Annotated in this window: 12 protein-coding genes; 4 read left to right on the plus strand and 8 right to left on the minus strand. The window is 63.2% G+C overall.

Going from position 1 to position 12,689, the window contains the following annotated elements; translation table 11 throughout:
• Window positions 1-110: 110 nt before the first annotated feature.
• Genes cydD through ACRQEG_RS01950 form a run of 3 tightly spaced genes read left to right on the plus strand, consistent with a single transcriptional unit; the run spans window position 111 to window position 5,319 of the window.
• Window positions 111-1,871, plus strand: a complete 1,761-nt coding sequence (gene cydD / locus ACRQEG_RS01940) for a thiol reductant ABC exporter subunit CydD (RefSeq protein WP_016442906.1) — start codon at window positions 111-113, stop codon at window positions 1,869-1,871.
• Window positions 1,868-3,628, plus strand: coding sequence for a thiol reductant ABC exporter subunit CydC (gene cydC / locus ACRQEG_RS01945; protein WP_016442907.1), 1,761 nt, complete (start codon window positions 1,868-1,870; stop codon window positions 3,626-3,628). The genes cydD and cydC overlap by 4 nt, the downstream gene beginning before the upstream one ends.
• 2 nt (window positions 3,629-3,630) lie before the next feature.
• Window positions 3,631-5,319, plus strand: coding sequence for a GAF domain-containing sensor histidine kinase (locus ACRQEG_RS01950; RefSeq protein ID WP_274733777.1), 1,689 nt, complete (start codon window positions 3,631-3,633; stop codon window positions 5,317-5,319).
• A 34-nt stretch (window positions 5,320-5,353) separates the two neighbouring features.
• On the opposite strand, the gene ACRQEG_RS01955 is transcribed toward ACRQEG_RS01950, so the two are convergent.
• From ACRQEG_RS01955 to ACRQEG_RS01990, 8 genes are all read right to left on the minus strand, one after another.
• Window positions 5,354-5,971, minus strand: a complete 618-nt coding sequence (locus ACRQEG_RS01955; protein WP_039899046.1) for a response regulator — start codon at window positions 5,969-5,971, stop codon at window positions 5,354-5,356.
• A gap of 76 nt (window positions 5,972-6,047) precedes the next feature.
• The gene (gene mutM, locus ACRQEG_RS01960; protein ID WP_274755662.1) at window positions 6,048-6,929 is read right to left on the minus strand and encodes a bifunctional DNA-formamidopyrimidine glycosylase/DNA-(apurinic or apyrimidinic site) lyase; all 882 of its coding nucleotides are present in this window, start codon (window positions 6,927-6,929) and stop codon (window positions 6,048-6,050) included.
• 6 nt (window positions 6,930-6,935) lie between these two features.
• Window positions 6,936-7,727, minus strand: a complete 792-nt coding sequence (gene rnc, locus ACRQEG_RS01965) for a ribonuclease III (protein ID WP_126134547.1) — start codon at window positions 7,725-7,727, stop codon at window positions 6,936-6,938.
• A 2-nt stretch (window positions 7,728-7,729) separates the two neighbouring features.
• Entirely contained in the window at window positions 7,730-8,290 is a 561-nt protein-coding gene (locus tag ACRQEG_RS01970; RefSeq protein WP_126134548.1) for a YceD family protein, read from the minus strand.
• Window positions 8,290-8,883, minus strand: a complete 594-nt coding sequence (locus ACRQEG_RS01975; protein WP_016442913.1) for a F0F1 ATP synthase subunit B family protein — start codon at window positions 8,881-8,883, stop codon at window positions 8,290-8,292. The genes ACRQEG_RS01970 and ACRQEG_RS01975 overlap by 1 nt, the downstream gene beginning before the upstream one ends.
• Window positions 8,880-9,353 carry a pantetheine-phosphate adenylyltransferase gene (gene coaD, locus ACRQEG_RS01980; protein ID WP_126134549.1) on the minus strand — a complete coding sequence of 158 codons (474 nt, stop codon included), beginning with the start codon at window positions 9,351-9,353 and terminating at the stop codon, window positions 8,880-8,882. Before coaD ends, ACRQEG_RS01975 begins: the two co-directional genes overlap by 4 nt.
• A 48-nt stretch (window positions 9,354-9,401) precedes the next feature.
• Window positions 9,402-9,959 (minus strand): 16S rRNA (guanine(966)-N(2))-methyltransferase RsmD, encoded by a 558-nt coding sequence (rsmD, locus tag ACRQEG_RS01985; protein WP_274778239.1) that lies wholly within the window; start codon window positions 9,957-9,959, stop codon window positions 9,402-9,404.
• Window positions 9,960-9,962: 3 nt separating this feature from the next.
• Entirely contained in the window at window positions 9,963-12,176 is a 2,214-nt protein-coding gene (locus ACRQEG_RS01990) for an ATP-dependent DNA helicase RecG (RefSeq protein WP_274733784.1), read from the minus strand.
• Window positions 12,177-12,479: 303 nt separating this feature from the next.
• Between ACRQEG_RS01990 and rpmB the strand changes: the two genes are divergently transcribed.
• Entirely contained in the window at window positions 12,480-12,671 is a 192-nt protein-coding gene (gene rpmB / locus ACRQEG_RS01995; protein ID WP_016442917.1) for a 50S ribosomal protein L28, read from the plus strand.
• Window positions 12,672-12,689: the final 18 nt, after the last annotated feature.

Genomic DNA, 12,689 nt, shown 5'->3' on the forward strand with positions numbered 1-12,689 from the left:
CCTGAAGTATGACGTGACTCCACTACGGGGTGGTGGTACGCGGTTAAACGCGGTGCTCCCGTGTCATACTCAGGGACGGGCTACCATGACAGCAGTGTGCAAGGAGAAGAATGAAGCCCGTTGATTCTCGACTTATGAAATTTGCGCCCACGGCGCGTCGCTACGTTGCCTTGCTCGGTGGTGTTGGTTTTCTGGAAACAGCCCTCGTGCTAGCGCAATGTTTCTTTATTGCCGCCTCCGTTGCGCCGGTCGCAGACGGCGATCTCACCTTCCGTGACATCGGCTGGCCGGTATTCGGGGTCGCAGCGGCCTTTACTGCCCGCAGCATTCTTATCTATATTCGCGAGTCCTACGGCCACCGCGCCGCGCTGCGCACCATCGCTAATCTGCGCGCCCGGGTGCTACGCCGGGCCGGCGACCTGGGTGATCGCTGGCTCGCCGCAGGGAACACCTCCACCACGGTCACCCTGGTCACCTCCGGGCTGGATGACTTGGAACCCTATTTCGTCAAATTCCTCCCCCAGCTCATTCTCACCTGCACCGTCACCCCTTTCGCCCTCGTTGTTATCCTGTTCCTTGATTGGGTGAGTGCTATCGCCATCGTGGCCTGTATCCCGCTCATCCCTATTTTCATGATCCTTATCGGGCGGATGACCCAGGCATTCTCCAATGAGCGGCTCGCCTCCATGCAGCGCCTGGGCCAGCAGCTCCTCGACCTTTTGGGCGGTCTGAGCACCCTCAAAGCACTCGGGCGCGAAGAAGGGCCGGCCCGCCGCGTCAAGCACCTCGGGGATGACTACGCCAAGAAAACACTCCAAACCCTGTACATCGCTTTCCTCTCCGGCGCGGTGCTGGAATTCCTCGCCACGCTATCCACCGCCCTCGTCGCGGTCGAGGTGGGCCTGCGCATGGTGGCCGGAAATGTCTCCCTTTTCACCGGCTTGACGATTATTATGCTGACCCCGGAAGTGTTCAAACCCCTGCGGGAAGTGGGCACCCAATTCCATGCCTCCTCCAACGGAGTGGCCGCCTCCGCCCAGGTCTTTGACCTACTTGAGCAGCCCCTCCCGGTGGAAGACGGCACGGTTGAGTGCCCTGATCTAGCCAGCTCCCCTATCGTGATCCGCGATCTCTCGGTTCTTGCGCCGGGCCGCGATACCATCGCGCCCGCGCAGCTGAACGCGGAGATTCTTCCCGGGCGCGTCACGGCATTGCGGGGGGCTTCCGGTTCCGGAAAAACGACGACGGCGAATGTGCTCCTCCGCTTCATTACCCCCGATAGCGGAACCGTGCATATCAGCACCACCCCGCTCGAAAATATCCGCCAAGAAAGCTTGTGGAAGCAGGTGTCCTGGGTTTCCCAACGCCCGGTGATCGTGCCGGGAACCGTGGCGGAAAATATTGGGGTTGCCCCGGGCCCAGCCCTGGAACGGGCCGCGGCCCTCGCCGGTTTTGACGAAGTCATCGCAGAACTTCCCGAAGGCTGGAATACCTTTATCGGTCAGGGCGGCGTGGGCCTCTCCGTGGGTCAGCGGCAGCGCCTTGCCCTCACTCGCGCCCTGGTTTCCGAGCGCCCCCTCGTGCTCCTCGACGAGCCTTCCGCGCACCTGGATGCGCGCAGCGAACGGCGCGTCGTCGAATCCGTTGCGCATCTACGGGCGCAGGGACGCACCGTTATCGTTATCGCGCACCGCACCGCGCTCCTCGACCTTGCCGATGCGGTTATTGATGTCGTATCGACGACGGCGCAGCCAGCTGCCACATCTTCCGGCACCGCGCGGTCGGTCCCGGAACCCGCCGCCACTCCATCGGCGCCCGCGCCTTCCGTCCCCGCGCCCGCCAACTCCCAGACAACCGAGGTGACCAAGTGAGTACTTTCCCTCAAGATGAACGCCGTGCTCTCCTCCGTGCCTTGCGCCTCCTGCGCGTGGATAAGGGCGGATTCTGGGGTTCCGTTGCGGCGGGTGCTGCCGGACTGAGCAGTTCGGTGGCCCTGGCAGCTGTCTCCGCCTGGCTTATTACCCGGGCTTCCCAAATGCCGCCGGTCCTCGCCCTCGGCGTGGCCACCACCTCGGTGCGTTTCTTCGGGGTGTCCAAAGCACTGCTGCGCTACGTCAATCGAATTTTCTCGCACCGGGTCACCCTCTACGGAATGTCTAATTTGCGTACCGCCGTCTACGCGACGCTGGCTGATTCCCCTACCGACGTAGTGACCTCGGTGCGCCGCGGTGACTTGCTCGCCCGCACCGGACGCGATGTCGATTCGGTCGGTGACGTCGTCGTTAAAGCGGTCCAGCCCGGAGCTGTTGCCGGTATTGTCTGCCTCGTCTCCTGCCTCATCGTGGGGATTCTATGCCCACCCATCGGCCTGCTGCTGGCCGGCTGCCTCCTTATTTCCGGGATTCTTGCGCCCTATCTGGCCATGCGCGGGGGGCGTATCGCCGAAGAAGCGCAGGTGCGTGACGAAACCGAGATTTCCGCAACCGCGCTGACCATGCTTGATTCGGCCGCCGAGCTGCGGGTAGCCGGGCGAGTGGACGCCATGGAAGAGGTGCAGGAAGCCACCGAACAGCGGATCTTCCGGCACCGTGATGCCGCGGCCCGCCCCCAGGCCCTCGCTATCGCCCTGGATACCCTTGCTATGGGTATCGCCGTGGTGGGTGCGATTCTTATCGGGAGCCGGGCCCTGGATGCCGGCACGCTTTCCGCCACCGCGCTGGCGGTCTGCGTCCTCACCCCGCTCGCCGCTTTCGAAGCCACTCAAGGGCTGGGAGAGGCAGCCATCCAACTGGTACGTTCCGCCAAGGCTGCCCAGCGTATCCTCGAGCTCCTCGACCGCGCCCAGCGCAGTGAGGAACCGGAAGCCCCGGCACCGCGGCACGAGCGTGGCTTGCATGCTACCGACCTCATTATTGGGTGGCCGGGTGGGCCGGACGTGGCCGGGCCTTTTGAGCTGCACGTAGAACGCGGCTCCTCCGTTGCCATCGTGGGACATTCGGGGATTGGGAAATCCACCCTGCTTTATACCCTGGCGGGAATGCTGCGCCCGCATGCCGGCTCGGTCCGCCTGGACGGACACGAAGTCTCCACCCTGGATCGGCGCACCGTCTCCCGCACCCTCACCCTCACGGCGGAAGACGCCCACGTTTTTGAAACCACCGTGCTAGAGAACCTGCGGGTGGCGCGCCCCTCGGTCACCGAAAGAGAGGCCGTGGAACTGCTGGTACGCGCGGGCCTGGGCACCTGGCTCACCCAGCTCCCGCGCGGGGTTCATACTCTGCTGGGAGAAGATGCCGCCACGATCTCGGGTGGAGAACGACGGCGCCTGCTCCTTGCCCGGGCGCTAGCCTCCGATGCGGAATTCCTACTCTTGGATGAACCCGGCGAGCACCTCGACCCGGAAACCGCCGATGAGCTTATCCGCGATTTGCTTCGGGCCGGTAAGAATAGCGCCGATCCGCGTACTATTATCTTGGTGACGCACCGGCTCACGCCCCTTGATGCCGCCGACGAGGTTATTGTGATAACCCGTGCCGACGGTGGTATCGCCCACGTGAGCGCGCGCGGCACCCACGAGGAGCTCACCGAAAGGCTCGCCTCGTACGCATGGGCGGCGAAACAGGAATAAGGATGCTGGATACCACAACGGTTATTTTCAATGCGCTCGCGTTGACCGCGCGCCTGGATCGCACCCAGGTGCTCGAAAATTTGGCCGGCGCCGGATTGAAATTAACCGGGGCGTCTAGCGCCGCCGTTCTCATGTTCAATTCGGCGGAAAAGGTGACAAGCATCGTCACCCTGGGCCAGCCACTCCCCGCAGCTGCCAGCCTCACCCCCACCAGCCTGGATCGTGATCTTGAATCCCTGGGCACCGAAGATACCATCATGTGGGATCGTGCCGAGGCAGTCAGTGCCGTGCATGATGCAAGCGGCATCACCCCGGAACCTGCCGCGGGAAGCACTCCCCTGACCGCTGCCAGCCACCGGGATGGACTCTACGGCCCGGGTATCACAAATTTCCTCACCTCACGCCTCATGACCGGGAATCGGGTGCTCGCCCGAGTCATCTTCTTCAATAAACCCGGATCTTTCAGCGAAGCAGATATCAACCTCATCGCGCTTTTGGCGCGCGCCGCTACCATCGCCGTCGAAAATGCACGCCTGTACGAGGAATCGAATTCCCGTGCGCAATGGCTCTCCGCCTCGCGGCGCATCACTATTGCGCTGCTGCAAGGAAGCGATGAAGAGGAAGCGCTCCAGCTCATCGCCACCGAAATGCGGCGGGTTGCGGATGCCGATTTGGCCCTTATTATTCTCCCCTCGGTGGCTGATACCTGGGCCTGTGAATTTGTGGCGGGCGAGGTCGGGCAGGACCTGGTGGGCACCACGTTCGGGCGGGATTCCCGGGCGCGGGCGGTGGCCCAAAGCGGGCTCGGCCGCATTATTGATACAAGCACCGCGCCACCTTCCCCCAATAATCCACTCGGCCGTTTCGGCCCGCTTCTTTACGCGCCGATGGCCGGCGGGGATACCGCGCGCGGCGTTATCATTCTGGCTCGGGTGCGCGGGCGAGCAGAATTCGACATGGTCGATTTGACGATGGCGGAAAGCGTGGCGAATCAAGCAGCCCTCGCTCTGGAGCTGGCCGACGCGCGCTACGTACAAGCCCAATCTGCGCAGCTGGAAGAACGCTCCCGTATTTCGCGCGATCTGCACGATTTCGCGATCCAGCAGCTCTTCGCTTCCGGGATGCGCCTGTCCGCGCTGCGTGATGATCTGGCAACCGAGGATGCGGTGGCCGATAACGTGCTCGACACCCTCGATAACGCCATCGAATCTATTGACGAATCCGTGGCGCAGATCCGCCAGATTATTTACTCGCTGCGCGGCCCCGATACCTCGGTTCCGGTGGTTTCACGCCTGCGCCGTGAAGTTAGTTCCGTGACGGCGCAGCTCGGTTTCACCCCGAGCCTACGTATTAGCGTGCGGGGCGAAGATATTGATAGCGGTACCCACACCGAAATTGATGACGCTATCGGCTCTGATATTAGCGACGATGTTATCGCCGTGGTACGCGAATGCCTCTCCAATGCGGTGCGCCACGCCCACGCCCATACCATCACCGTCACGGTTACCGTTACCGAGCGCGATATTAGCGTGGAAGTTGCCGATGATGGCGTGGGCATTGGTGAATTGAGCCGGCGGTCAGGCCTTTCTAATCTTGCGGCTCGGGCCCGGCGCCACCACGGTACTTTCTCCATTGCACCGGGCAGTCAGAGCGGTACGGTGGTGCGCTGGCGGGCCCTCATCGACGGCTAGGCAGGTACCTGACTCATCGGGTAAAAAGGTGTGCCTACTGGTTGCGCCACCCGGTGGCGCGCTGGCCGGCCACCCACGCGGCAACCTGGGTGCGCCGCTGCAGGCCCATCTTGGACAGCAGCGAAGTGATGTGGTTCTTCACCGTCTTTTCCGCAACCCCGAGCTGCTCACCGATTTCCCGATTGGACAGCCCATCCCCGATCAACTCAAGAACATTGCGTTCCGAGGGGGTGAGATCCGCGGTGGGATCATCGTGATCAGCGCGCCGCCGTGAGACCGTGCGCTCATCAAGAAGAACACGCCCTTCGGCCACGGCCTTGATATTGTCCGAAATTTCCGCCCCGCGCACCGACTTCAAGAGGTAAGCTTTCGCGCCGGCATTGAGGGATTCGGAAAGGGCGTCGTCGTCATCAAAGGAGGTGAGGACGATGCACTTGGTATCCGGGCTGACCTCCTGGAACTGATTAATAATATCGATTCCGGTGCCGTCCGGAAGCCGCAGGTCTACCAGCGCAACATCAGGGAGCACCAGACCGCCGCGCCGCACCGCTTCTTCTACGCATCCGGCTTCGGCAACCACCTCGAGGCCCTCAGAACGGTCAACCACCTCAATGATTCCCCGCCGTACCACTTCATGATCATCAATAATCATGACGCGAATATTTTGTGCCACGCGCCGGCCCTCCTTTGTTTGCATCGCCATCATCGGTCAATAATCCGCCCTTATTCTACCCAATCGGAGCGACTTGACATACCGGGCACAGCGTGGTGGAACGTCCCCCGAGGATAATTTTCTGCAACGGGGTTCCGCAGCGCGCGCAGGGCTGCCCGGCCCGCCCGTAGGCCTGCAAGGACCGCTCAAAATATCCGCTCTCCCCGTTGACATGCACGTAGAGCCGGTCAAAGGATGTTCCGCCGGCGGCCAGCGCGGCGTTGAGTACCGCGCGCCCGGCGTTCAGCAGCTCGCGCGCTGCCGTGGCCGTGAGCGCCGTGGCTTCCGGGTGGATACGCGCCCGGTAAAGCATTTCATCGGCGTAAATATTGCCGATGCCGGAAATTATCTCCTGGTCGAGGAGCACCCGTTTCATCGCGCGCCGCGTGGTGGTGAGAACGCCCAGCAGCGCCGTTTCATTTAGATAAGGATCGAGCAGGTCGCGGGCAATATGAGCCACGGGCACGGGTACGACGGCGCGCTTAGATCCCGCTCCGCCCGGCCCGCCATCAGCGGTGGGCCGGAAAGCGACCGGTGCCAGGTAGCCGAAAGTACGCTGGTCCACGAAATCGAGAACACGGCCGTTATCAAGTTTGAATCGGGCCCGCAGGTGGCGCCGTTCCCCGCCGGTATCGCTGTTCCCGCTCGGTTCATCTACCCGAAACTGCCCGGACATGCCCAGGTGGGCGAGGAGGGCGAGGTCCTCCCCCACATCGCACCACAGGAATTTCCCGCGCCGTACCACCGCCCGCACGGTGCGCCCCTCCACGGCTTCTAGGCCCTGCGGGGCTCGGCGGGTCACGCGGGTGCCGAACGCTTGCGCGGTGAGGATGCGCCGGCCCGTGAGGTGTTCGGCGAGCCCGCGCCGGATTGATTCAACTTCGGGAAGTTCGGGCACGCCGACCTACTCAGCCGCGCCGGGCGTGGCAGATGCACCCGCGCCGGGAGCTGCGCCGTCGTTCCCACCTGCGCCGTTGTTCCCATTGCCCCCAGCAGCCGGCTTCGCCTCACCCTTCTCAATCAGATCCGCGAGAATCCGGTAGGACGCTTCGGCGGCGGCGTGGCGCGCGTTCTTCTGCGAGCTTCCTTCGCCGCTCCCCCATTCGCGCCCGGCCATCGATGCCACCGCGGTGAAAACCCGCGCGTGGTCGGGACCGGTGGAGCTCAACTCGAACTCCATGGTGCCCTCCCAGCCCAGGCCGTGCGCGAGCTCTTCGAAACTCGTTTGCCAATCGAGGTTCGGGCCCAGCACCGAGGCATCTTTAATCTTGGAATCGAGGAGCCGGTCCACGATCTCGCGGGTGGGTTCCATTCCGTGTTCCAGATAAGTTGCGGCAATCAGGGCTTCCACCGTATCGGAGAGGATGGAATCCTTGTTACGCCCACCCGAGCGGTCCTCACCGCGCCCCAGGCGCAGGGAATCACCCAGGTTGATCCGCCGCGCCACATCGGCCAAGGCTTTCTCAGAAACCGCATAGGTTTTCATCTGCGACATATCGCCTTCGGAAGCATCGGGGTATTCCCGAAATACTTTCTCCGCGATGATGAGACCCAGGATGGAATCGCCTAGGAATTCCAGGCGTTCGTTATGGGGTTCGTCGTGTTCGAAAGCGAAACTGCGATGCGTGAGGGCGCGGCGCAGCAAGGGCCGGGGCAGGTCGATTCCCCACTGTTCCACTAATTCACGATAGGCCATGCTTACTCCTGTGCCCGCAGCTGGGCTTCCAGCGCGTCCAGGGCGTCCGAGTGCAGGGCGGGTGCCTCGTGATGGTGCCCCGCAGGCAAATCTTCCAGGCGCTCCCCGCATCCGGCGCACAGGCCCTGGCAGGTGGGTGAACACAGGGGTTGGAAGGGCAGGTTGAGCACAATGGCATCGCGGAGCACCGGTTCCAGATCCACGTGGTCATCTTCAATGACGGGGTGTTCTTCTGCGTCCTCATCCCCTTCGGCAATGAGTTCGGCACGCCGCTGCGGGTAGTAGGCCAGATCGGATACTTCCTGGGTGCGTTCTTCGTGGATATCGCGCAGGCAGCGTGAGCACTGGCCCTCCACGGTGAAATGCACCTGCCCGCCAATATAGACGCCTTCGGATACCGAGGTGAGGTTAAGATCCACGTCAAGTTCGGATCCGGTTGGGACGGCCATGAGCTCGATACCCATATCCGCGGGCGCCGCGAAGCTTTCCCGCACCGGCATAAGGGAGCCGTCGCTACGCGGTAAATCGTGCAGCGAGACAACAAAAGGACTACGAAGGTCCACTATTCCTCCTCGGAATGATCAAAAACAGCGTCGGTGGTTTCTTGGCGGCTGGCAAGGACTTCCCGGCCCGCGTAAATCTGGGCAAGGGCCGCATCCATTTTTTCGTGCGCGGCCCGCACGGCCTCTTCAAGCGCAGCCGCGACCCCGTTCACCTGGCCTTCCAAATTAGCGAGGGTGGAATCGGAGTAGTGGTTGGCACCTTCGCGCAGCCGTTCGGCCTTCTGCTTGGCTTCGTCCTCGATCCGCGCGGCGGTGGAGCGCGCCGCAATGGTGATGGCGTCATTGGAGACGAGCCGGCTGGCCTGGGCGCGTGCTTCCGCCACAATATTTTCTGCATCCTGGCGGGCCGAGGCAATAATGCTCGCGGCTTCCTGGCGCCCGGAGGCGCGCACCGAATCAATATCGGCCAGCACGTCGTCGGCGCGAAGCACCTGATCGGGCACCGCATCGCGGGCCAACTGGAGCAGGTCGCGCACCTCGGACTGGTTGATCATCACCGAGGCGGACATAGGGATGGAACGTGCATTATCCACCAGGGCGAGGAGCTCATCGAGGATCTCCACCACCGATTCCCCGCGCGTATCGTGAGTCATTGCATCTCCTCTTCCAAAGCCCGCGCCACCCGCGCGGGAACGAAACTCCGCACGTCACCTTTGTGCCGTGCCACATCTTTAACCAGCGAGGAGGCAATATGGCCTTTCGCCGGATCCCCCACCAGGAACACCGTTTCGATTCCCGATATTTCCCGGTTCATGAGCGCCATGGGGTATTCCGCATCCAGATCCACCGCGGAGCGCAATCCTTTGACGATGGCATCCGCCCTGATATCTCGGCAAAAATCCACCAGCAGCCCGCCGAAATCCTCCACCCGCACATTGGTCATGTGGCGCACTTCTTCGCGAATGAACTCCACGCGTTGCCGCGGTGAAAAAAGCGGATTTTTCGAAGAGTTATGCGCGACCAGAATAACAACCTCGTCAAAGAGGGAAGCGGCGCGGGCAAAAACGTCGAGATGTCCAAACGTGACGGGATCGAAGGACCCGGGGCAGACTGCAAGCGTCATAGTTATAGCCTAATCTTTCCTGAGGCGCTCGGCCTAGTCGACGCGCGATTACAGCGTGCTCTCGCTGCGCTGCGCCGTCCACAACGTCGCGGTTCCGTACCGGCGCGAATCATCCAGTTCCCATCCTTGCGGCCAGCTGGGTTCCGGTGAGGAGCTATCGCGTTCCACAACGACGACGGCGTCCGCGGCTACATGCGGGGTGAGGCCGTCGAGCACTTTCGTAATCTGTTCTTCGGTGTAGCGATAGGGCGGGTCCACGAAGACGACGTCGAAACGATAATTAGGTTCCTGGGAGAGGTACTTTTCCGCTTTCATCCGCACCACGGCCACATCGAGGTGGGCGCGGGCGGCGTTGTCGCGAATAATGCTGACCGCAGGCCCTTCTGATTCCACCAGAACGACGGCGCGTGCCCCGCGGCTTTTCGCTTCCAAGCCCAGGGCACCGGAACCGGCAAAAAGATCGAGCACTTCGCCATCGACGATAAAACCGCGGTGGTCCAGCCGGGAAAATACTGCTTCACGCGCTTTTTCCGAGGTGGGGCGCGTTCCCGAACTCGGCACCCGCAGAATATGCCCCTTGGCGGTTCCGGCAACAATACGTGTCATTGCTTATCCCCTTTCCAGGTAGGTGGCTCGCTCGGTATCCAATGCGTCCGCGGCGCGCTCCAATTCCGCGCTCACCGCACCGCGTTCCACGAGGTCGGTGGCAACGGCGCGCGCGGTAGCGATAATATCAGCGTCGCGCACCGCGGAGAGGAAACGCAGGTGGGAGGTGGTTCCCGCCTGCCGAGTCCCCAGCACATCTCCTTCGGAACGCAGCTCTACATCTTTCTCCGCCAGAGCGAAGCCATCCGTGGTGGCGGCGAAAGCCGCGAGGCGCTCGGCGGCCAGGCTCCCTTCCGGGGCTCCACTAACCGCGAGGCACAGTCCCGCTTTGCTGCCGCGCCCGATGCGTCCGCGCAACTGGTGCAGCTGGGAAAGCCCGAAACGTTCAGCATTCATAATGATCATCATGGTGGCTTCCGGAACATCCACCCCCACTTCGATAACGGTGGTGGAGACGAGCACCGGGACCCGCCCGGCCGCGAAATCTGCCATAGCGGCATCTTTTTCAGCCGCGCTCAACCGCCCGTGCATCTCTCCCACCGCGATTCCCGCGAATTGTGGAAGGGCGCGCAGGCGTTCAGCCAGGTCAGTTACCGTGGCCAGCGTATGTTCCGCGCCCGAATCCTGCGCGGGCGGGCTTGCGTCGTCGTCCTCACTAATACGGGGAGCGAGCACGTATACACGCCCGCCACCCGCTATTTCTTCCCGGGCCCGCCACCACATGCGCGCGATCCAGCTCGCGCGGTTTTCCGGAACGACGACGGTACCCACGCCGGCGCGCCCACCGGGCAGTTCACGCAAGGTAGACACGGCCATATCTCCGAAAACCGTCATGGCGACGGTGCGCGGGATAGGGGTGGCGGTCATCACGAGGGTGTGCACGCCACGCGCGAGGCTATCGCGCTGATCCACCCCGAAGCGGTGCTGTTCATCCACCACCGCCAGACCGAGGAAAGGAATCTGGACGGTATCCGAGAGCAGCGCGTGGGTACCGATAATAATGCCGGCTTCTCCCGAGGCGATCCGGGCCAGGGTAGCGCGACGTTCGGTGGCGGTGAGTGAACCGGTGAGGAGCTCCACCCGGGTGGATTGTTCGGCAGCACCCAGCATCCCGCCCGCGCCCAGATCCCCGAGCAGGTCGCGCACGCTGCGGGCGTGCTGGGCGGCCAGCACTTCGGTGGGGGCCAGGAGTGCGGCCTGGCCTCCCCCGTCGACCACCTGGAGCATGGCGCGCAGGGCCACCACGGTTTTCCCGCTCCCCACGTCTCCTTGGAGGAGGCGCTGCATCGGGGTGGTGCCCGCCAGATCGGCGGCGATTTCTTCGCCGACCGCGCGCTGCCCCGCGGTGAGCTCAAAGGGCAGGCGGGAGTCGAAAGCGTCCAGGATGCCTCCGCGGCGCTGCGGGTAGGCGGTGGTGGGATGTGCGGCGCGGGCGGCGCGGCGCCGGGCCAGGACGGTGTGGAGCACGAGGGCTTCTTCGTGCCGGAAGGGCAGGTGGGCGAGCGCTGCGCTGATGGGTTCCTCAGGGCAATGGGCGCGGCGTAGGGCCGCGAGCCGGGAGGGCAGGCCGTGGGCGTGCCGGTAGTCTGCGGGGAGCAAATCAGGAACATCCGCGCTGGTCAGCCCGGTAAGAACAGTGCTGACGGCCCGTTCTATTTTCCAGGAGGGCAGCGCGGCGCTGGCGTGATAGATGGGGATGGGCCGGCGCAGGCGCTCCACGTCAACGCTCCCTTCATCCTCTACCAGATCGTAATCGGGGTGGGTGAGTTGCAGCGTGCCACGGTAGGAACTCACCGTGCCGGAAAATGTGGCGACCGTGCCGGGGTGCAGGCGCCGTTCGTGGTAGGCCAATACCCGCTGTGACTTCGCAAAAAAGGTGAGGCCGAGTTCGCGGGCGCCGTCGGTCATCAGAACGGAGAGGATAAAGCCGCGCCGCGCGCGCATGGGCCGTAATTCTGCATTCACCACCCGGCCGATCACGGTGACGTCCTCGCCTTCGCGCACCTGTTCAATGGGCAGGAGTTCACCGCGCCGGGCGTAACGAAAAGGAAGGTGGTAGAGCAGCTCCCCCACCGTGTGCAGGCCGAGCCGCGCGAAAGAGGTGGCGCTGCGTTTGCCGAGGGCACGTTCCAGTGGCACGCTCAACGCGGTCCAGCCATCCGATACCACGGCCGGGGTACCGCCTCGCGTATGTGCCGCCGCCTGCGCGCTGTCCATACCATTCACATTAACACCCGCGCCATATTTTCCCTAACGGCGCCCTGTCCCGCGCGGTACGCTGTTTCTCACTGCTCACGGTGGTGCCGGTGGTGCGCACCCGCAACGTTACGGCCCTGCATTATTGTTGATGGCGACGACGCCGCCCCCGCTACACGTGCCCTACGCCACGGAGGGAGCCTTTGGCAAGTAAGCCGCTTACCGCTATACTAGTGGAGTTGTAATTTTCCTATGCGCTCAGGTGTATCTACCGAACAGCGGCAGGTGCGCGAGCGGATCCATGATCAACCGAAGGAGAACACCGTGGCTTCTGTTTGTGACGTCTGCGGCAAGCACCCGGGCTTCGGGAAGAGCGTCTCGCACTCGCACGTGCGTACAAGCCGCCGCTGGAACCCGAATATTCAGCGTGTTCGCGCGCTTGTGAAGGGCGCCCCCAAGCGCCTCAACGTGTGCACCTCGTGCCTCAAGGCCGGCAAGGTGCAGCGCGCCGCCTAAGTACTGTGGCTTCGCTGA

The sequence above is a fragment of the Actinotignum stranguriae genome (genome assembly GCF_051265215.1).
Classification (GTDB): Bacteria; Actinomycetota; Actinomycetes; order Actinomycetales; family Actinomycetaceae; genus Actinotignum; species Actinotignum schaalii_C.

What these genes read in the sequence shown, in the direction of transcription:
- cydD (WP_016442906.1), top strand. Translation starts at nt 111, where the DNA reads ATGAAGCCCGTTGATTCTCGACTTATGAAATTTGCGCCCACGGCGCGT.
- ACRQEG_RS01950 (WP_274733777.1), top strand. Translation starts at nt 3,631, where the DNA reads ATGCTGGATACCACAACGGTTATTTTCAATGCGCTCGCGTTGACCGCG.
- ACRQEG_RS01955 (WP_039899046.1), bottom strand. Translation starts at nt 5,971, where the DNA reads ATGATTATTGATGATCATGAAGTGGTACGGCGGGGAATCATTGAGGTG.
- rnc (WP_126134547.1), bottom strand. Translation starts at nt 7,727, where the DNA reads ATGGCCTATCGTGAATTAGTGGAACAGTGGGGAATCGACCTGCCCCGG.
- ACRQEG_RS01975 (WP_016442913.1), bottom strand. Translation starts at nt 8,883, where the DNA reads ATGACTCACGATACGCGCGGGGAATCGGTGGTGGAGATCCTCGATGAG.
- coaD (WP_126134549.1), bottom strand. Translation starts at nt 9,353, where the DNA reads ATGACGCTTGCAGTCTGCCCCGGGTCCTTCGATCCCGTCACGTTTGGA.
- rsmD (WP_274778239.1), bottom strand. Translation starts at nt 9,959, where the DNA reads ATGACACGTATTGTTGCCGGAACCGCCAAGGGGCATATTCTGCGGGTG.
- ACRQEG_RS01990 (WP_274733784.1), bottom strand. Translation starts at nt 12,176, where the DNA reads ATGGACAGCGCGCAGGCGGCGGCACATACGCGAGGCGGTACCCCGGCC.